At 67.2% G+C, this 17,303-nt stretch carries 19 protein-coding genes; 7 read left to right on the top strand and 12 right to left on the bottom strand.

The window, feature by feature from the left end:
- Positions 1 to 2: 2 nt before the first annotated feature.
- Together ACGFWI_RS07450 and ACGFWI_RS07445 are read right to left on the bottom strand one after the other, a co-directional pair.
- On the bottom strand, positions 3 to 587 hold the full coding sequence (locus ACGFWI_RS07450) for a DinB family protein (protein WP_393904976.1): 585 nt from the start codon (positions 585 to 587) through the stop codon (positions 3 to 5).
- 158 nt (positions 588 to 745) lie between these two features.
- A complete protein-coding gene (locus ACGFWI_RS07445) occupies positions 746 to 1,834 on the bottom strand; it encodes a hypothetical protein (RefSeq protein WP_393904975.1) in 1,089 nt (362 codons plus the stop codon).
- 225 nt (positions 1,835 to 2,059) lie between these two features.
- On the opposite strand from ACGFWI_RS07445, the gene ACGFWI_RS07440 reads away from it, so the two are divergent.
- Positions 2,060 to 2,560, top strand: coding sequence for a GNAT family N-acetyltransferase (locus tag ACGFWI_RS07440; protein ID WP_393904974.1), 501 nt, complete (start codon positions 2,060 to 2,062; stop codon positions 2,558 to 2,560).
- Between the two features lie 64 nt (positions 2,561 to 2,624).
- On the opposite strand, the gene ACGFWI_RS07435 is transcribed toward ACGFWI_RS07440, so the two are convergent.
- The 6 genes from ACGFWI_RS07435 to ACGFWI_RS07410 form a co-directional block, all read right to left on the bottom strand.
- Positions 2,625 to 3,851: a Gfo/Idh/MocA family protein gene (locus ACGFWI_RS07435; RefSeq protein WP_393904973.1), complete on the bottom strand. Its 1,227-nt coding sequence runs from the start codon at positions 3,849 to 3,851 to the stop codon at positions 2,625 to 2,627.
- 6 nt (positions 3,852 to 3,857) lie between these two features.
- Positions 3,858 to 4,727, bottom strand: a complete 870-nt coding sequence (locus ACGFWI_RS07430) for a carbohydrate ABC transporter permease (protein WP_393904972.1) — start codon at positions 4,725 to 4,727, stop codon at positions 3,858 to 3,860.
- Positions 4,720 to 5,709, bottom strand: coding sequence for a carbohydrate ABC transporter permease (locus ACGFWI_RS07425; protein ID WP_393904971.1), 990 nt, complete (start codon positions 5,707 to 5,709; stop codon positions 4,720 to 4,722). The genes ACGFWI_RS07430 and ACGFWI_RS07425 overlap by 8 nt, the downstream gene beginning before the upstream one ends.
- Positions 5,709 to 7,004, bottom strand: coding sequence for an ABC transporter substrate-binding protein (locus tag ACGFWI_RS07420; RefSeq protein WP_393904970.1), 1,296 nt, complete (start codon positions 7,002 to 7,004; stop codon positions 5,709 to 5,711). The genes ACGFWI_RS07425 and ACGFWI_RS07420 overlap by 1 nt, the downstream gene beginning before the upstream one ends.
- Positions 7,005 to 7,637: 633 nt before the next feature.
- Positions 7,638 to 8,282 carry a DNA alkylation repair protein gene (locus ACGFWI_RS07415; protein ID WP_393905226.1) on the bottom strand — a complete coding sequence of 215 codons (645 nt, stop codon included), beginning with the start codon at positions 8,280 to 8,282 and terminating at the stop codon, positions 7,638 to 7,640.
- A gap of 252 nt (positions 8,283 to 8,534) precedes the next feature.
- Complete coding sequence (locus ACGFWI_RS07410; protein WP_393904969.1) at positions 8,535 to 9,125, bottom strand: MarR family winged helix-turn-helix transcriptional regulator; 591 nt, start codon at positions 9,123 to 9,125, stop codon at positions 8,535 to 8,537.
- Between ACGFWI_RS07410 and ACGFWI_RS07405 the strand changes: the two genes are divergently transcribed.
- Entirely contained in the window at positions 9,124 to 9,747 is a 624-nt protein-coding gene (locus tag ACGFWI_RS07405) for a disulfide bond formation protein DsbA (protein ID WP_393904968.1), read from the top strand. The two genes, ACGFWI_RS07410 and ACGFWI_RS07405, sit on opposite strands and share 2 nt — an antisense overlap.
- On the top strand, positions 9,728 to 10,984 hold the full coding sequence (locus ACGFWI_RS07400) for an MFS transporter (RefSeq protein WP_393904967.1): 1,257 nt from the start codon (positions 9,728 to 9,730) through the stop codon (positions 10,982 to 10,984). Before ACGFWI_RS07405 ends, ACGFWI_RS07400 begins: the two co-directional genes overlap by 20 nt.
- A 376-nt stretch (positions 10,985 to 11,360) precedes the next feature.
- Here the strand turns inward: ACGFWI_RS07400 and ACGFWI_RS07395 are convergent, their stop codons facing one another.
- Entirely contained in the window at positions 11,361 to 11,990 is a 630-nt protein-coding gene (locus tag ACGFWI_RS07395; RefSeq protein ID WP_393904966.1) for a hypothetical protein, read from the bottom strand.
- Between the two features lie 21 nt (positions 11,991 to 12,011).
- Between ACGFWI_RS07395 and ACGFWI_RS07390 the strand changes: the two genes are divergently transcribed.
- Positions 12,012 to 12,272, top strand: coding sequence for a hypothetical protein (locus ACGFWI_RS07390; protein ID WP_393904965.1), 261 nt, complete (start codon positions 12,012 to 12,014; stop codon positions 12,270 to 12,272).
- On the opposite strand, the gene ACGFWI_RS07385 is transcribed toward ACGFWI_RS07390, so the two are convergent.
- Positions 12,269 to 12,463, bottom strand: a complete 195-nt coding sequence (locus ACGFWI_RS07385) for a hypothetical protein (RefSeq protein WP_393904964.1) — start codon at positions 12,461 to 12,463, stop codon at positions 12,269 to 12,271. The genes ACGFWI_RS07390 and ACGFWI_RS07385 overlap by 4 nt on opposite strands.
- Before the next feature lie 5 nt (positions 12,464 to 12,468).
- Positions 12,469 to 12,873, bottom strand: a complete 405-nt coding sequence (locus ACGFWI_RS07380) for a transposase (protein WP_393904963.1) — start codon at positions 12,871 to 12,873, stop codon at positions 12,469 to 12,471.
- A gap of 285 nt (positions 12,874 to 13,158) precedes the next feature.
- On the opposite strand from ACGFWI_RS07380, the gene ACGFWI_RS07375 reads away from it, so the two are divergent.
- Positions 13,159 to 13,578 (top strand): SgcJ/EcaC family oxidoreductase, encoded by a 420-nt coding sequence (locus ACGFWI_RS07375; protein ID WP_393904962.1) that lies wholly within the window; start codon positions 13,159 to 13,161, stop codon positions 13,576 to 13,578.
- 206 nt (positions 13,579 to 13,784) lie between these two features.
- On the opposite strand, the gene ACGFWI_RS07370 is transcribed toward ACGFWI_RS07375, so the two are convergent.
- Positions 13,785 to 14,693 carry a LysR substrate-binding domain-containing protein gene (locus tag ACGFWI_RS07370; RefSeq protein ID WP_393904961.1) on the bottom strand — a complete coding sequence of 303 codons (909 nt, stop codon included), beginning with the start codon at positions 14,691 to 14,693 and terminating at the stop codon, positions 13,785 to 13,787.
- 87 nt (positions 14,694 to 14,780) lie between these two features.
- Between ACGFWI_RS07370 and ACGFWI_RS07365 the strand changes: the two genes are divergently transcribed.
- Together ACGFWI_RS07365 and ACGFWI_RS07360 are read left to right on the top strand one after the other, a co-directional pair.
- The gene (locus ACGFWI_RS07365) at positions 14,781 to 16,109 is read left to right on the top strand and encodes an aspartate aminotransferase family protein (protein ID WP_393904960.1); all 1,329 of its coding nucleotides are present in this window, start codon (positions 14,781 to 14,783) and stop codon (positions 16,107 to 16,109) included.
- A 250-nt stretch (positions 16,110 to 16,359) separates the two neighbouring features.
- Positions 16,360 to 17,205 (top strand): NAD(P)H-binding protein, encoded by an 846-nt coding sequence (locus tag ACGFWI_RS07360; protein WP_393904959.1) that lies wholly within the window; start codon positions 16,360 to 16,362, stop codon positions 17,203 to 17,205.
- Positions 17,206 to 17,303: the final 98 nt, after the last annotated feature.

The raw sequence follows: 17,303 nt of genomic DNA, 5'->3' as shown, positions 1-17,303 counted from the left end.
CTCTAAGCCTTGATTGGTGCGGCCGACCTGGCGGCCTGCTCGATCTTCGCGCAGTAGGCTGCACGGGCTTCCTCGTCGATCTGCTTCTCGAGTTCGGCGCGCAACCCGGTCCGGCCGTCGAGGCTCTCGCGCAGGATATCGGCGTGCCCGGCATGCCGGATGGACTCGCCGAGGACATGGACCATGATGGCGAACAGGTTCGTGTCGGCATAAGGCTCCGGCCACCACGGCACGTGGCCGGGGGCGTCGAGGGGAAGCTCGTTGATCGTCGCGTCCGAGTGTTCCCACGTGCGCCGGTAGAACCCGAGGATCTGATCGCGGGTCTCGTCCTCGGTCGCCCACAGATCGCTGCCGTTGGAGTCCTGCCACTGGGGCAGCGGTTCCGGGGAAGGGCGGTCGAAGACCTCGCCGAAGTACCTGGCCTCGACGGTGGCCACGTGCTTGACCAGGCCGAGGAGGTTGGTCCCGGTCACTGTCAAAGGTCGGCGGGCGTCGTATTCGGACAAGCCGTCGAGTTTCCAGAGCAGCGCCTTGCGGTCCCGCCGCAGTCTCCCGTGCAGGTTGTCTTTCGCGAATTCATCGATCATGCGGCATGAGCCTGCCATGGGCTGCTCGTGGTCTCAAGATCTCGTAGGTGGTCCGCAACGACAGGCAGAGCCGAGGCCTGGCCAGGGCCGCCGCCCTGACCTGCTACAAGAAGCTCGCGAAACTTGCCACGTGAGACACCCTCCTAGTCGAGGGGATGTCAGTTCGCCCCTAATCTCAGGTGCCATGGCGCCGCCCCCGCCCGCGCATGATGAATGGCGCTATCGTGCCGCCGGCTGGTGGAGCCAGGGGCGCTGGTGGCCCAGAAGATGGCGTCGGCACCGAGGGTGTTCGTGCCGAAATCGGTGAACTCTTGGCGGGTGTACGGCTTCTTCGTTTTGGGGCTCTTGTATTGGAAGTCGGGTTCCTGTACAGCCATGGCCACGAGTGGGAGCTGTCCTCCGTATTTCTTGAAGAAGGGGTACGAGTTTTGCATCTGCGCCGGGCGGTTCGGCAGGATGTCAGGCCCACCCAGGCCGATTCCGTGCGACTTGGCGAACTCGAAGGTGCGCTTCATGTAGTTTCGACTGTTGTTCCATTCACCCGGCCAGAAGTTGACGTACTGAATGAACGGCGTCTTGGTGAAGACCTTCCTGCCGTAGGCCATGTTGGCGAGCTCTGCCTTGAAGTAGGAGTCGTCGCTGTATCCAGTACGGTCCTTCTTGGTGTCCACTTCGGTAGCGGTCTCCGGAAGGTTCACCCCGGCGAGGCGACCGTCGAACCGCTGTGACAGTGCCTTCAGTAGGTGCTGAAAACGGCTCCGCACCTGCGGATTCCATTGCGCCGCGATCGTTCCGGGCTTGCCGGGGCCAAGGCCGCTTTCGTTCTTTGTCGGAGCCGCGCCTCCCCTGTATGCCGGATCGCTCAACAGGTAGGCGGGGAGCCTGGTCGGCGGTGCAAAGAACCGGTCCTGGATCTGGATGAACAGCTTCTTGTGACGGGACTGCAGATAGTTCAGCGCCCGATCGATCTCCGAGAAATCGTACTGATACTTTTTCTGCTCGAGCGCCTTCCACGGCACCACCAGCTGCACGCCGGCGACGTCGGGGCGATCGATCAGCGGTTTCACGTTTGTGTCGAAATCCCCGATGGATGCGTACAAGTAGTTTTTCGCCGCCTTGTTGCCGGGCGCTGAGGCGGAAGTCTTGTCGGAGACCGGAGAGGGAGCCGCGGTGGCCGTCCCGGCTGCACCCGTCAAGGTTATCGTCATGAGCATTCCGAAACCGGCGGCAATATGTTTGGTCACCATGAACCCAACCATGGGGCGCAGTTATGAGAGGGATGTAAGAACGCCGCGACCAGCTACCTGGCCGGCTTCACCTCGCAGGCATCTTCCTTCGGCCGCCCGAGGAGCCGGGAGAAGCCGCCTGGTGTTCCAGTCGTAGATCGTTATGTGCCCTGGTCCTGGTCTTGAGACTGTCTGCCGCTGGCGGAACGCAGGTGGCCCCACGCGCCATCTGGGTAGAGTCGGGCAGTGCCCGAACTGAAGCAGCTGCATGGTGGTCATGCCCCGGCGGTCCTGGCCTTCGAGCTGGCGAACCGCGCCTACTTCGCTGCCTCGGTCTCCGACCGCGGCGACGACTTCTTCGACCAGTTCACCGACCGGTACAACGCTTTGCTGGCTGAGCAGGAGGCCGGCATCTGCGCTTTCCACGTGCTCGTCGCCGAAGACGGCTCGGTACTCGGAAGGTTCAACCTGGTCGACATCGAGGATCGCACTGCGGAACTCGGCTATCGGGTCGCGCAGCATGTCGCCGGCCGCGGCGTGGCGACCGAGACCGTTCGGGAGCTGTGCCGGCTGGCGGCGTCGCGGCACGGGCTGCGCACCCTGCGGGCGGCCAGCGCCCACGAGAATGCCGCGTCCCAGAAGGTGCTGGCAAAAGCCGGGTTCGTCCTGGTCGGCCCAGCTGACCCGGCCGACCTCGGCGGTATGCCAGGCAGTTGGTATCAGCGCGACCTGGTACCCCAGCCGTAGACCGCGATCTTGCTGGTGGGGTCGCCTGAGAGACAGGCGCGGCCACCGCCGCTGCTCGACGTACTCAGCTCTGGCCGTTGGCGAACCAGTCGGCCAGGTCGGGGGCGACACGAGGCACGGTGACGGGGCGGCCGTCGGCGCGCAGTGATTCCGTCGCCGCAACCCCGGCGGCGACCGCCTCGCGGGCAGCGATCGGGTTGGTGTCCGTCGGGCCGCCGGAGCGGACGAAGCGTAGGAACTCGGCCACCAGCATCGGGTCGGAGCCGCCGTGCCCGCCCTCGCCGGGCGAGGTCATCGGGACGACGAGGTCGGCGTCGGTGCGGTAGCCGCTGCGGTGCTTCCACACGCGGACCTCGGCGCTCTCCCCGTGGTCGCCGAAGTTCTCCAGCCTGCCCTCGGTGCCGATGACCGTGTAGTTGCGCCAGTAGTCGGGCGTGTAGTGGCACTGCTGGTAGCTGGCGTGGACGCCGCCTTCCAGCCGCATGACCATCATCGACAGGTCCTCGACGTCGACGACGGGGTTGAGGCCGGTGAGGGAGAGCGGGGGCCAGTTGTGCTCGGGGTCGTACCAGTCGGGCATGACGGCGCCGGGGGGCTGTCCCGAGCGGTCGGTGATGTCGCCGTAGACGGTGAGGCCGCCGAGCGCGGTGACGCGCTCGGTGTATGCGCCGGCCAGCCAGTGGATGACGTCCAGGTCGTGGGCGCCCTTCTGGAGGAGCAGGCTTGTGGTGTTGCGGCGGTCGGCGTGCCAGTCCTTGAAGTAGAAGTCGCCGCCGTGGCCGACGAAGTGCCGGCACCACACGGCCTTGACCTCGCCGATCTCGCCGCGTCGGATGAGGTCGCGCAGGACCCGCACCACCGGCATGTGCCGCATGTTGTGGCCCACGTACAGCCGGGTGCCGCCGGTCCGTGCGGCCTCCAGGACGCGGTCGCAGCCCTCGGTGGTGATGGCGAGCGGCTTCTCCACGAAGACGGCGATCCCGGCGTCCAACAGGTCGACCGTGAGGGCCTCGTGGGTGTGGTCGGGGGTGATGACGAAGACCGCGTCGAGGTCTTCGTCAGCCAGCATCTGACGGTGGTCGGGGTAGACGTGGACGTCGTCGCCGAACCACTCGCGGGCCCGGCCGAACATGCCGGGCGCGGTATCGGCGGCGGCCACCACCACGGAGCCCTCGCCGGGGTGGTGGGCCTCCTTGGCAAGGGTGGCGCGCAGGCCGAGCCCGATGACGCCCAGCCGCAGGTCGCGGGTGTGCGGGCGGTCGTCCGCCGCGTCGACGGAGGTGTCGGTCATGTGTGCTCAGCCCTTCATTCCGGAGAACGCGATGCCCTGGATGAACTGGCGTTGCATCGCGACGAACACCACGATCACCGGGAGCGTGGCGAGGAGGGACCCGGCCATCAGCACCGGGTACTCGGTCAGATGGGCGCCCTGGAGAGAGGCCAGCCCGGCCGACAGCGGCATCTTGGCCGGGTCGCTGTTGACGATCAGCGGCCACATCAGGTCGTTCCAGGACCACAGGAACGTGAGGATGCCCAGCGCCAGCAGCCCCGGCCGGGCCAGCGGCAGGGCGATCCGCCAGAAGACGGTGAAGGGATTGGCGCCGTCCAGCCGTGCCGCCTCCTCCAACTCCGCGGGCAGCCCCATGAAGAACTGCCGCAGCAGGAAGGTTCCGAAGGCGGAGAACATCCCGGGGATCACCAACGCCTGCATCGAGTCCAGCCAGCCGAGGCTCTGCATGATCTGGTACTGCGGCAGCAGGAAGAGCTGGCCGGGCACCATCAGCACGGCGAGGAACCCGAGGAAGATCGCCCCGCGCCCCGGGAAGCGGATGCGGGCGAAGGCGTAGGCCGCCATCGCGCACAACAGCAGCTGGGCCGCGGTGCGCAGCAGCGCCATCACGACCGTGTTCACGAACTGCTGCCCGAACGGAATCGCCTCGAAGACCTTCGAGTAGTTCGACCAGTCCCAGTGCGCGGGCAGGATCGTCGGCGGCACCCGTACGGACTCGCCGAAGCTCTTGAAGGAGGTCAGCACCTCCCACACCAGTGGGAAGACGGTGATCACCGCGCCCAGTGCGAGCAGGACATGGGCGGGCCACAGTTTGCCCACCCGGCTTCCGCGCCGGGAGTTCAGGGGCCCCCGGGTGCCCCGCATCGCCTCAGGCATAGTGGACCCACCTCTTCTGCAACCGGAACTGGACGGCGGTCAGCGCCATGATCAGGACGAACAGCACACAGACGATCGCCGCGCCGTAGCCGCGCTGGTTGTCGAAGAACGCCTTCTGGAAGAAGAGCATCACGACGGTCTGGCCATCGCCGTAGGCCGGGTTCTGCAGCGAGTTCTGCGTGTTGGCGCCGATGATCAGATACACCAGGTCGAAGACCTGCAGGGATTGGATGATCGACAGCACGGTGGTGAAGAACAGCGTGGGACTCAGCAGCGGCAGGGTGACCGAGAAGAACTGCCGGATGCGCCCCGCACCGTCGAGCGACGCGGCCTCGTAGTAGTCGCTGGGGATGCTCTGGAGGCCGGCCAGCAGCAGGATCATGTTGTAGCCGACGGTCATCCACACGCCGACGATGGCGACCGCGAAGCGGATCGTGTCCGGGTCGGACACCCAGTAGGTTCCGTCGATGCCGATCGCGGACAGTGCGTGGTTGAGGATGCCGACGTCGCCGTTGTAGAGCCAGCGCCAGACCACCGCGACTGCGGCGGGCATCGTGACCACCGGCAGGAAGTAGAACGTGCGGTAGATGCCGGTGCCGCGCAGGCCCTTGAGGTTGAGCAGCACCGCCAGCACCATCGACAGCGGGATGCCCAGTAGGACCAGTCCGGTGTAGGTGCCGGTGTTGCCCAGCGACTGCCAGAACTCGGGATCGTCCACGAGCGTGCGGTAGTTGGACAGGCCGATCCAGCTCGTCCCGCCGAAGGCGCCCCACTGGGTGAAGCTGTAGTACACCGTCTGCACCACGGGCCACAGGTAGAAGACCGCGAGGCCCAGCCCGGCCGGGGCGATCAGCGCGTAACCCCACCACTTGTCCCGGTGCTGGAAGCGGCGTTCGCGGCGGCGCAGTTCCCGCTGGTCCACGGCATCCGGGTGGGTGCGTTGTCCTGGTACGGCGGATTCCGTAGGCACATCGAGGCTCATCAGGACCGGCCCTTTCTCTCCTGCGCGAGAAGCTGATTCATCGCTGTGGTCAGGGAGCCGGTGGCGTCCTTGAGGCTCTCATCGCCGCTCCACGCCTTGGCGAGCCACATCTGCTCCTTGTGCGACCAGGCGGCGCTGTTGGCGGAGCTGGGGAAGGGCACCGCGTAGTCGAGTGCGTCCAGGTGCACCTGGAGGTCGAAGTGCGGCATGCCGGCGGCCCACGGTTCGGCGGTGCCGTTGCGCGCCGGGATGGCGGTGCCGTACTTGCCCTGGAGCAACGAGGCGCGCTTCCCACCGAGGAACCGGACGAAATCCCGAGCCAGTTCGGGCTGCGGCGTGTGGGCGTAGATGACATTGGCCAGGCCGTGCAGGACGGTCGCGCGCCGCCGGCCCTTGGGCATCGGCGCGACGTCCACCTTGGCGCGCAGCTCGCGGTCGGCGTAGAACGTCGCTGCGTTGTAGGACGCCTCGTAGGTCATGGCCAGCGTCCCGGACTGGAACATCTGAGTGGGGTCGGTGTCGGTCATCTGCTGCAGGGACGGCGAGGCGCGGTAGCGGTGGATCAGGTCGATCCACAGCCGCAGCCCCTCCCGGGTGCGCTCGTCGGAGTAGCCGGAGTGCCCCTTGTCCGGGGAGATGACCCAGCCGCCGGCCTGCGGTATCGAGTTGTAGTAGTTCTCCTGCGCGCGGACCGGGGCGCCTACGCCATAGATCCCTCGCTTGCGATCGGTGAGCCGCTGCGCGGTGGATATCAGGTCCTGCCAGGTCCAGGTGGAGTCCGGGTAGTCGACCTTGGCCCGGTCGAAGATCTCCTTGTTGAACCACAGCGCGACCGTGTCGAAGTCCTTCGGGGCACCGTATTGGGTGCCTTTCCAGTGGTAGAGGGAGACCAGGTCGGGCGGGAAGTCGGCGGGCCGCAGCACCGGGTCCGGCCCGTCGGTCTCCAGCAGGAGCAGCTGCCCGGCATCCGCGTAGAGACCGAAGTTGGGGCCGTTCATCCAGAAGACGTCCGGAGCGGCGCCGCCGGTACACGCGGTGCGGAGTTTGGTCCAGTACGTCCCGTTGGGAGTGAGCTGAACGTCGACGGTCACCCCCGGCCGGGAGCGCTCGAACTCCCGCGCCACCCGCTTCATGGCGGGTACTTGGTAGACGTCCCAGACGCCGTAGGTGAGATGGCCGCGCCGGGAGCGGCCGCCGGAGGCCGATGACGACGAGGTGGGGCCGCAGCCGGTCGCGAGCGGAACCGCCGCAAGCGTCGAGGCGGCGGCCGCCGTGAGGAGGGAACGTCTACGCACGCGGAGCCTTCCTGGGGTGGTGCCGTCGGCCCCACCGCGCGGGCGAGACCGTGAAGTCGGCGGAGGTCACCCGTGGGGGACGCCCTCCCACTGCCGAGACACCCGGGACGGTATTTGCTCAAAGTTGACAGGGTCAAGACCCTTTCAATCACCTTTTTGCATTGGGATGCTTGGGGTCGGGCCGTTAGGCCACACAGACGCCGATCCGTCCGGCGCCTCCGCATCCCAGAGGCATCGGTGACGACACGGTCCGCATGAATGGCGCATCGGCTCTGACCAGCGACGCCGCAGACACAAGTCCCCGGCTGGACGGGGGTGGCCAGCCGGGGACCGTCGTGCATGTGCTCCGCGCATTACAACCAATACGCGCAGGCTCGATCACCGCATGGGTGAGTGGGTGCAGGTGTCGCGCATGGCGGTCAGGGCGGTCTTCTCGCTGTCGGGCGGGGTGAGCTTGAAGACGGACTTCACGTGGGTGTAGTCCTCGGCGCAGGTGCACCAGAAGGCGTGGTTGTGGTCGGCTTCCGGTCGGCCAGGCCGCTGTCGCTCTCGGATCCCTTGGAGGACTCAGAGGCGACGACAAGCTGGGGGTCTTTGAGGGAGGTCGCTGCCGAAGGCTTTGCGCTGCTCCGCCTACTTGTCGTGCTGTCGACGCACCATCTCGGTGATCCAGATGGGCGCGAACGGAGACGTGCAGCCCGGGGAAGTCGGGTAGTCCTTGAGCACCGCCAGGCGCTCACCGATGCCGATGGCACGGGTGCGGTGCTCGGCGTGCTCGATCCCGATTTGAGCCAGGCAGTGGTTCATCGCCCACTGCAGGCGATCCGGGGCGTCCTTCATCTCCGCCTCGATGACGTCGAGCAGCCCTGCGAGGTCGAGGCCCTCGGGCTTCCTCGACACGCGTTCGGTGGTCAGCGCCCAGCCGGCACTCGCGACCACTGGATCCGGATCGGCAAACCAGGACAGGCGCAGCTCTTCGGAGTGCGGGTTCTTCTTCACCACATAGTTCACGAGCCAGTCGTGCACCTTGGGTGTCCGCGCCGCGCGCACCATGACGTCCAACTCGTCACGCTCGAACGCCTTCGGGCGGCAGATCAGGATCGCCAGCAGTCTCGCCGCGGAGTCATCCGTCGCCCAGAGCCGGCACGCGAGTTCCTGCTGCGTCTTGAGCCGCTTCGCGAGCGCGCGCAGCTTGCTGAGGTTCACACCATGATCGTCACCGTGCTTCTGGTTCACCTCGCGTGTCTTCGGGTCCTCGAGCTCGGCCACCTCGGCCATCACCTCGGCCACCGTCGCCTCGGCCACCTCAGCCTCCTGTCCATCACGTGCGAAATTCAGCCTACGACGGAGGTCGGCCTCCTGACGTACACGCCGATTCGGCGGAAGCCACCGACACGAAATTCCGTGTTTTCACGGACTCGCGGCGGTTCTCGGGCGGTGGGTACTGGCGCAGCGCGTCGGTCGGTGCAAGCCCACCGCGCTGGCGCACGAGGTCCGCTTCGGGGAGCTGCTCATGGGGGGCAGGTATGTCTACGCCCCGTCATCTCGCCTGCGGGTGACCGACGCCTCGCCTTCGGGTGACCGATCACCCGCGGCCAGCGTGGAGGCGAGTCGTTCGAGCAGGCCGGCGAGCTGAGTTTGCTCATCCCCGCTGAGCCCGGCGAGAAGCCGACGCTGGTTGTCCAGGTGGACGTCGATGAGGTCGTCGGTCAGTTTGACGCCTTCGGTGGTGAGGGTGATGAGGCGTCCGCGCGAATCGGTCTCGGCTACGGATCTGCTGACCAGGCCACGGGCTTCGAGTCGGTCGACCCGCTTGGTGATTGCGCCGGTGGTGACGAGGACGGTACGGCTGAGTTCGCCTGCGGACAGGGCATGGGGCGTCCCTGAACGTCGAAGCGCCGCAAGTACGTCGAAGTCACCGCTCCCCAGTCCTGCGGCGCCGAAGGGCGGGCGTAGCCGTTGGTCCAGGGCGTCGGTGAGCCGGAAGAGTCGGCCGATGACGAGCATCGGTGTCGCATCGAGATCGGGCCTCTCGCGTTTCCACTGTTCGACGATGGTGGCGATGGGGTCGGGCTGCATGGCTTCCACTATATCTTCCATGGATGATAATTTACCTTCCATGGAAGATAGTGCTGCTCCTCAAGCCGCCGTGGCGGTTGTCTGTTACTTCGACCCCACCTGCCCCTTCGTCTGGGTCACCTCCCGGTGGCTGCTCGAAGTCGAACGGCTTCAGCCGATCGACCTGCGCTTCCGGATCATGAGCCTGTCCGTGCTCAACGAGCACCGCGAACTCGAGCCGTGGTACCGCGAGTTCAATGACCGGGCCTGGGGCCCAGCCCGGGTGTGCGCGGCCGCCGAAGCTCTCCACGGAAATGCGGTCCTGCGCGACCTCTACACAGCGCTCGGCAGCCGCGTCCACGTGGCACGCAACAAGGACTACGACGTGGTCATCACCGAGTCCCTCGACGAGCTGGGGCTGCCCGCATCCCTGGCCAAGGCCGCTCACACCGACGAATTCGACGCGACTCTGCGCGCCAGCCACCAGGCCGGACAGGAAGCGGTCGGTGAAGAGGCCGGGACACCCGTCGTCACCGTGGAGGGTGCCGGCTTCTTCGGCCCCGTCCTCACCTCCATACCGAAAGGCGAGGAGGCGACCCGGCTGTTCCAGGCCACTCGGACCCTGGCCGGTATGGGAGCGTTCGCCGAACTGAAGCGGGGACGCGGTGCGCTCGACTTCCGCTGAACCCGCCATTCGCACCCGCCGCCGCCTCATCGCCGCAAGCCTGGTCAGCTCGATCGGCGACGGCATATACGTGCCACTGACGATGCTGTTCATCCACTCGCTCACCAGCCTGTCGCTGACGTCGATCGGCGCGGGCCTGACCATCGCCGGGCTCTGTGCCCTGGCGTTCATGCCCGTCACTGGCGTCCTCATCGACCGGTTCGGCGGCCGACGGTTGCTCATCGCCGCGCTCGCCTTACGTGCGGCCGGTTTCGCCGCCTACCCGTTCGCCGACTCCTACCCCGCGTTCCTGGCGATCGCCCTGGTGGTAGCGGTGGGGATGTGGGCCTCCTCGCCCAGCCAGCACGCTCTCATCGGTGAGATCGCCGAAGGCGCCGAGCGTGACCGGCTACTGGCGTGGGACCGCAGCCTGCGCAACGCCGGCATGGGATGCGGCAGCCTGGCGGCGGCGGGCATGCTGGCGTTGAACGGCAGCGCCGGCTTCATCGGCGGCGCGGTGGTTCTGGCCACGGTCTTCGCCATTGCCGCGGTGCTGGTGGCCCGGATCTCGGCCGTCCAGGGCGGCGTCAGCCGGCCGGAGGGGACACGGGACGGGTACCGGCAGGTGCTCGCGGACCGGCCCTACCTGCTCATCACAGCTGCCAACTTCCTGATCGCCTTCGGCTACACCACCCAGGCGATCGCCTTGCCGGTCTTCCTCACCCGCGACGTCGGCATGCCCGATGCCCTGGCTGGGGCCGTTTTCGCAGTCAACACCGCTCTGGTCGCCGCGCTCGGTGTCCCCACCGCCCGGCTGACCATGCGCGGCAGGCGCACCCGCGTGGCCGCGCTCGGCGCCGTCATCTTCGCGCTCTCCTTCGCCGCCTTCGCGGCCCTTCCCCAGCTCATCAGCGGTGCCGACGCCATCGTCGCCGTCCTGGCGATCGCGGTCCTCTACACCGCCGGTGAGCTCGTCCACTCCGCACCCTCGCAGGGCCTGTCGGTCCAGGCCGCCCCCGATCACCTGCGGGGACGCTACCTGTCGATCTACCAGCTGTCCTGGTCGGTCTGCCGCACCACCGCGCCCCTGCTGCTGGGATTCCTGCTCGACGCCGGGAAATGGCAACTGTGGACGGTCCTGGCACTGATGGTCCTGACCGGCGCGGCGGTCCTGCTGTACGCCGAGCGGGTGCTGCCGGCACACGTGGTCAGTACCCGCGAAGCCACCACCACCGCTCCTCAGGAGGCCACGACCTGACGGCCGAAAGCTTGCGCGATCTGCCCCCGGCTCTGCCGGTCGACCCCGGCGAGAACAGACAGCGGACACTCCAGCCGACACCCACCGGCCGCTCGCTCATCTCCTGACTCGGAAGCCGATGAGCCAGAAGAAACGAACCGGAGTCAGCAGAACCAGCCGGTGAGAAAGGGCCGGTGCTGTCAGTTCCCGGGCTCTGGCTCGGCTTCTGTGGAGCTGTCCAACGCCCCCCGCGTGCAGCTGCGCTCAACACTCTCGCGCCTCCGTGGCGCAAACGCCCTGGACGTCTCCCGGGCAGCGGTCGACGGCTCCCACATCAGGGCGTTAAAGGGGGAGCCACGGCCGGGGGCAGGCGCGCCGACCCCCGGCGGCCGCACAGCTAGGCCGACGGGCCCATGATCGGCTCTAGCTCCCCCGGCACCTCGATCGTGAGCGTGCCGTCTCCGTTGTCGAAGGCGGTCAGCGAGGTCAGGGTTCCGTCACGCCACCAGTACAGGTACGGGGAGATGGGGCCGTTCCCTTCGTCGGCGTCGTTTCCGTACGATTCGAGGCCGAAGGACGCCAGGGCTTTGACGGCCGTGCCCGCATGGTGGTCCATGATCGGGTGGAAGGCGAAGTGGTGCCGGCCGGGGACGGCGACCAGCACGCCTTCGGGTGGCGGAGGGTGTCCGTGCGTGGTCCGCATAACCTCGTCGAGCACCAGCACCTGGCTCCCCACGTAATGGGAGTCGCCGGCGACGAGGTGGAGGACCGTGCCGTCATCGAGCTCGGCCGTGTCGTACTCGAACGGATCCTTGAGGAGGTTGGCCCGTCCGGCCGCCCGCAGCTTTTCCAGCCCGCCGTACTGCGCCACGTCACAGTCCCTGAGCATGGTGACGGCGTCACCCAGGTCGAGGGAGAGGGCCTCGACGAGACCCTCCGCCACGGGCCGCACGTACTCGTAGGCGTCGACGATCTCCGGCGGCAGCATGTCATCGGCTATCAGCCGGAGATAGACACGCTCTGACATGTTGTCAGGATTGCGGTCGGGATGGCTGTTGGGGTTATGGAAGAAGTTCACAGCAGGAGCGTAGGGCGCCCCACTGACAGTCCTCACCGCGAAGCCGACATCGCCGTCAAACTTGCGATCCTGGCGGCTGCGCTCCTCAATGTCGGCACGCTCGTGAACGTGGCCCAGTTCTTCTGGAACAACCCTCCCGGCTCGGAGGGGACGCGTCATCTTCCGCTGATGGATCAGCGGGCTGACGACCTGTTGGACGGTTCCGCGGCCGACGTCGCTAAGAACTCCTAACGCGATGACTTCAGGCGCCGCCAGCAGATGAGTGCGCATCCGAGGGTGAGAAAGGCGTCGTGGATGTCGTCGCGTATTTCCCAGCGGATCCGCAGGCGGCGGAACCATTGCAGGTGGGCGAACGCGCGCTCCTCGGCCCAGCGTTGGACGCCCAGGCCGGAGCCGTGCTCGGTGCCGCGGCGGGCGGTCAACGGCTTCAGGCCGAGGCCCCAGAGGAGACGGCGGTATTTGTCGTGGTCGTAGCCGCGGTCGCCGCCCAGCACCACATCTGGGCGGCGCCACACGAGCGCACCTGGCCGCGCCGGACCTTGGGGCGTACGCCGTCCGCCCACACGTAGACGAAGTCCCGGTCGGACAGGTCCCGGGCCTGGAAGGCTGCGTGGGCGTCCTGCCACTGCTTGGTCAGGCGGGTCACGGTAGCCGCGACAGGCCCGCGGAGCTGCCGAGGAACTTGCTCCAGCCCGGCCACCAACTCGACTACGTGCTGGTTGACTTCAGCCTCCAGGACGGCGGCGAGCATCCGTCGGGCGCCCTCACGCACGATCTCGTCGATCGGAGAGCCGGACCGTGTGGTGCCATCGTCGTTGACTCCGCCGAGCATGGGCGTGCCTTCCCAGCCCGCGCTGCGAACGCGGGCCTACTCTGTGACCGCCAAAGGATCATTCGGGAAGGCACGTCTTCCGCGTCCCTCCCAGGGGCCGATCCACAGGTCTTGAGTATTGCTCCGTCGCAGCGCTGCCCTTCCTTGTGGGCAGAGCCAGTGCCGGGTGATTGGCTACCAAGCTCAAGCGCAGAGAGCGACTTGCTCTGCGATGTAATGACGTGGGAGTCGATTGCCAGGAAGGGGCTTGATCTCAAGTGCAGTTGAGGTTGCATGCTGATCCGTATGGATACGACTGTTAGCGATGACCAGGTGCAGGAAGCTGAGATCGAGGCGATCAAGCAGGTGATCGCTACGCTTGAGCACTGCCAGCAGAACGAACTCCCCGACGAGTTCATCGGCCTGTTCCGGCACGATGCGATCTGGACGACGGGCCACGGCAAGCGGCTCACAGGCCGCGATGAGATAGCGGATTTCACACACAAGGTGCTCCCCGGTGCGATGAAGGAATCGACGGCCACCTACGAGGTGGTGGATGTGCTGTTCATCCGCCCTGACGTGGCTGCCGTCAAGGTGCACGCCCAGTACTTGACGCTCGGTGGTCAGCCCACCGGGAACCCGGGCACTCCGCTCTACGTCATGGCGAAGGAAGACGGGCAATGGCGCCTGGTCGCCTGCCAGAACACGGAGATACTCGGCGCATGACCTGACAACGGCCGTACGGGTTGGCCGAGTTGTGAGGCGACCTGGGCCCGTACGGCCGGTCCCCATACCGCCCGCGGCACCGGCGGGCGGGTAAGCGGCGAGCAGTGAGCAGTGAGCAGTGAGCAGCGGGAGAGGCTCTCTCCGAGACAGGTGCGAAACCGTGCTCGTCGTCGTGCCAGGGCACATCAGGGTTCTGACTCGATCTGTCACTCACGACCCAGCGGCGGCAGACCCGGATTGTGTCGCAGCGCGTCCAACACGACGCGCACCGCCGCGCGAGGTGGTGAGCCGCGGCGGATCGCCGCCGTGATCGTGCGCGTCACTGGGGTCGCGAGCTCCCGGGTGGCGACGCGATAGCGGTGGTCGACCGCCAGGCCGGGCAGCAGCGCGATCGACAGCCCGGCCTCGACGTGCTGCAGGGTCATCATGTAGTTGCTGAACCGGCACACCACCCGTGGCTCGAACCCCGAATGACGGCACAGTCGTAGCGCGAGATTCGCCATGTACGACTGTGGCATGTCGAACGCCCACGGTTCGTCCGCGTACGCCGCGAGGTCCACGGCGCCGCGCCCGGCCGCGGGATGCTCGGCCGGGACCACCAGCACGATCGAGTCCGTGGCCAGCGGTACGAGGTCGAGGTCCGGCCCCAACGGCAGTTCGTCGAAGTCCGTGGTGGTGATGATGAGGTCCGCGTCACCGACCCGCAGCGCGGGCATGCTCGCGTGCGGCTCCAGTTCAAGCAGCTCGACGGCCAGATGCGGATGCTCGCGCGCCAGCCGGGTCACCGCCGGCACGGCCATGGTGTGGATCGCGCTTTGGAATGCCCCCAGTCGCACCAGCCCGGCCGGTTCCTGGCCGAACCCGCGCAGCTCCGCCTCGACGGTGTCCATGTGATCGAGGATCGCCCGTGCCCGCCGCGCGAGGATCAGCCCGGCCGAGGTCAGCCGCACCCGGCGTCCCGTCCGTTCAAGGAGCTGTGTGCGCGTCTCCGCCTCGAGCACGGCGAGCTGCTGAGACACGCTCGACGGGCTCAGGTGGGCAGCTTGGGCGACTGCCCGGACGGTGCCGAGCGTGTCCAGCTGGCTCAGCAGCCGCAGCCTCCAGGGGTTCATCACGCCTTCATTGTTGTGCGGTTTTGCCGAACAGGACAGCCGGAATTGAGAGATGGACGTGTCACTCGGGGCCGACCTACCGTCGGGGACATGGCTGCTTCGACCACCACCCCGCCGTCCACCACCGCCTTCTGGGCCGATGCCGAGAGGCATCTCGTGCGCTACGGCGGCGACTTCACCCGAGAGATCATCGACCGCGCGGCCGGGAGTTTCCTGTACACCGCGGACGGCCGGAAAATCCTCGACTTCACCTCCGGACAGATGAGCGCGATCCTCGGCCACTCGCACCCGGAGATCGTCGCGACCGTACAGCGACAGGTCGCGACCCTCGACCACCTCTACAGCGGCATGCTCAGCCGCCCGGTGGTCGACCTCGCCCGGCGGCTGGCCGACACTTTGCCCGCGCCGCTGGAGAAGGCGCTGCTGCTGACGACCGGCGCCGAGTCGAACGAAGCCGCAATCCGGATGGCCAAGCTCGTCACCGGCAGGCACGAGATCGTCTCGTTCGCACGGTCCTGGCACGGCATGACGCAGGCCGCCGCGTCCGCCACCTACAGCGCGGGACGCAAGGGCTACGGCCCGGGCGCGCCCGGCAACTTCGCCATCCCGGTGCCGAACGCGTACCGTCCCGACTTCACCACCGCCGACGGCTCGCTGGACTGGCACCGCCAGCTGGACTTCGCCTTCGACCTGATCGACGCCCAGTCGACCGGCAGCCTGGCCGCGTGCCTCGTCGAACCGATCCTCAGCTCGGGCGGAATCATCGAGCCACCGGCCGGGTATTTCGCGGCCCTGCAGGCCAAATGCCGCGAACGCGGCATGCTGCTGATCCTCGACGAGGCCCAGACCGGCCTCTGCCGCACCGGGACCTGGTACGCGTTCGAACGCGACGGTGTCGTCCCCGACATCCTCACCCTGTCCAAGACGCTCGGTGCCGGACTGCCCCTTGCGGCCGTGATCACCAGCGCCGAGATCGAGCAGGAGGCACACGAGCGCGGGTTCCTGTTCTTCACCACACACGTCGCCGACCCGCTGGTGGCAGCGGTCGGCAACACCGTCCTCGACGTCCTGATCGACCACAAACTCGACGAGCGCGCGCACTCGCTCGGCGCCTTCCTCCGCCACGGTCTCGCGGACCTCGCCGGCCGCCACGAGGTCGTCGGCGACATCCGCGGCCGAGGCCTGCTGGCCGGGCTCGAACTCGTCGTCGACCGCGAGACGAAGCAGAGCTCGGACGAACTGGGCACGCGGGTCACCCGGCGCTGCTTCGAACTCGGCCTGCACATGAACATCGTCCAGCTCCCCGGCATGGGCGGAGTCTTCCGGATCGCGCCGCCGCTGACCGCCACCGAAGACGAGCTTTCCCTCGCCTTGACGATTTTGGATACGGCGATCGGCGACGCCTGTGCCGTCCTCTGATCACGCGGCTGTTGTCGGCCAGGCTGTGGGACGCGGGCAGTCCACGGGTGGTCCTTCCACGAGGCGTGAGGGAGGTTTGACATGCACCTCCTGCCACTAGGCCTGTCGTTTATCCCTTCAGGTCGAAAGGTGACTCAAGCGGGGTCTTGCACCTCACCCAGGCATTCGCCGGACGTGCGGGCGCCCTCGGCCTCGGTGCACCGGCGCCGGCAGGCGGAATACTCCGAGCAGGGCCGAGGCTGACCTGATCATGAGTGAGATTCTTGTAACGGGCGCGACCGGCAATGTCGGCCGACAGGTTGTGGTTCAGCTCCTGGCCACGGGCACCGCTGCGCGTGCATTTGCGCGTGAGCCCGCAACAGCCGGACTACCGGAAGGAGTCAAGGTCGCAGGCGGAGACCTGTCCGAGCCGGACACCCTGGAGGCGGCGCTGAAGGGGACCAGCACAGTGTTCCTGATCTGGCCATTCCTCACGACCGAGGGCGCGCCCGCCGTGCTGGAGGCGATCGCGAGACATGCCCGCCGCATCGTCTACCTCTCCTCGTCAGGTGTGAACGAAGACGCCGAACGGCAGACCGATCCAATCACTCAACTCCACGCCGATATGGAGCTCCTGATCGAAGAATCCGGCCTGGAGTGGACCATTCTGCGGTCTAACACCATCGCCTCCAATGCTCGCGGGTGGGCCCAGCAGATCCGCACCACGCGCGCCGTTCGCGGCCCCGACATCGCCGCTACGGCGGTGATCCACGAGCGCGATATCGCGGCCGTGGCGGTACCTGCGCTGACCGAGGACGGGCATGTGGGCGCGAAGCACGTCCTGACCGGTCCGCAGGTACTGAGCAGAGCCGAGCAGGTACAGACGATCGGGGAAGCGATCGGCCGCCCGGTGACCTTCGAAGGGGTCCCGGTACAGGTCGCACGCCGTCAGATGCTCGCCGACGGCAGGCCGCCCGCTCTCGTTGAGGCGCTGCTGGCCAGCGCTGAAAAGCGGTCCGCATCGAACTTGATCACCTCCACGGTGGAAGAGATCACCGGAGTACCGGCGCGCACGTTCCGCTCATGGGCGGAAGAGCATGCGGACGACTTCCACTAGATGCAATACCGGTGACTTTGGGGTGTTCGGGTCGTTGGGAGTGGTGTGCCAAGGCCCGGACAGGTGAAGTCGTCGGTGGATGACCGGCTTTCGGACCG

Origin of the sequence: Streptomyces sp. NPDC048434, assembly GCF_043200375.1 — a bacterium.
Classification (GTDB): Bacteria; Actinomycetota; Actinomycetes; order Streptomycetales; family Streptomycetaceae; genus Streptomyces.
The sequence above is the reverse complement of the archived record's forward strand: the minus strand, read 5'-3'. Positions and strand labels throughout refer to the sequence as shown.

Excerpts from the sequence above, each read along its gene's own strand:
- ACGFWI_RS07450 (WP_393904976.1), bottom strand. The coding sequence starts at position 587 with ATGATCGATGAATTCGCGAAAGACAACCTGCACGGGAGACTGCGGCGG.
- ACGFWI_RS07445 (WP_393904975.1), bottom strand. The coding sequence starts at position 1,834 with ATGGTGACCAAACATATTGCCGCCGGTTTCGGAATGCTCATGACGATA.
- ACGFWI_RS07435 (WP_393904973.1), bottom strand. The coding sequence starts at position 3,851 with ATGACCGACACCTCCGTCGACGCGGCGGACGACCGCCCGCACACCCGC.
- ACGFWI_RS07430 (WP_393904972.1), bottom strand. The coding sequence starts at position 4,727 with ATGCCTGAGGCGATGCGGGGCACCCGGGGGCCCCTGAACTCCCGGCGC.
- ACGFWI_RS07425 (WP_393904971.1), bottom strand. The coding sequence starts at position 5,709 with ATGAGCCTCGATGTGCCTACGGAATCCGCCGTACCAGGACAACGCACC.
- ACGFWI_RS07415 (WP_393905226.1), bottom strand. The coding sequence starts at position 8,282 with ATGGCCGAGGTGGCCGAGCTCGAGGACCCGAAGACACGCGAGGTGAAC.
- ACGFWI_RS07405 (WP_393904968.1), top strand. The coding sequence starts at position 9,124 with ATGGAAGATAGTGCTGCTCCTCAAGCCGCCGTGGCGGTTGTCTGTTAC.
- ACGFWI_RS07410 (WP_393904969.1), bottom strand. The coding sequence starts at position 9,125 with ATGGAAGGTAAATTATCATCCATGGAAGATATAGTGGAAGCCATGCAG.
- ACGFWI_RS07395 (WP_393904966.1), bottom strand. The coding sequence starts at position 11,990 with ATGTCAGAGCGTGTCTATCTCCGGCTGATAGCCGATGACATGCTGCCG.
- ACGFWI_RS07390 (WP_393904965.1), top strand. The coding sequence starts at position 12,012 with ATGGCTGTTGGGGTTATGGAAGAAGTTCACAGCAGGAGCGTAGGGCGC.
- ACGFWI_RS07380 (WP_393904963.1), bottom strand. The coding sequence starts at position 12,873 with ATGCTCGGCGGAGTCAACGACGATGGCACCACACGGTCCGGCTCTCCG.
- ACGFWI_RS07375 (WP_393904962.1), top strand. The coding sequence starts at position 13,159 with ATGGATACGACTGTTAGCGATGACCAGGTGCAGGAAGCTGAGATCGAG.
- ACGFWI_RS07365 (WP_393904960.1), top strand. The coding sequence starts at position 14,781 with ATGGCTGCTTCGACCACCACCCCGCCGTCCACCACCGCCTTCTGGGCC.
- ACGFWI_RS07360 (WP_393904959.1), top strand. The coding sequence starts at position 16,360 with ATGAGTGAGATTCTTGTAACGGGCGCGACCGGCAATGTCGGCCGACAG.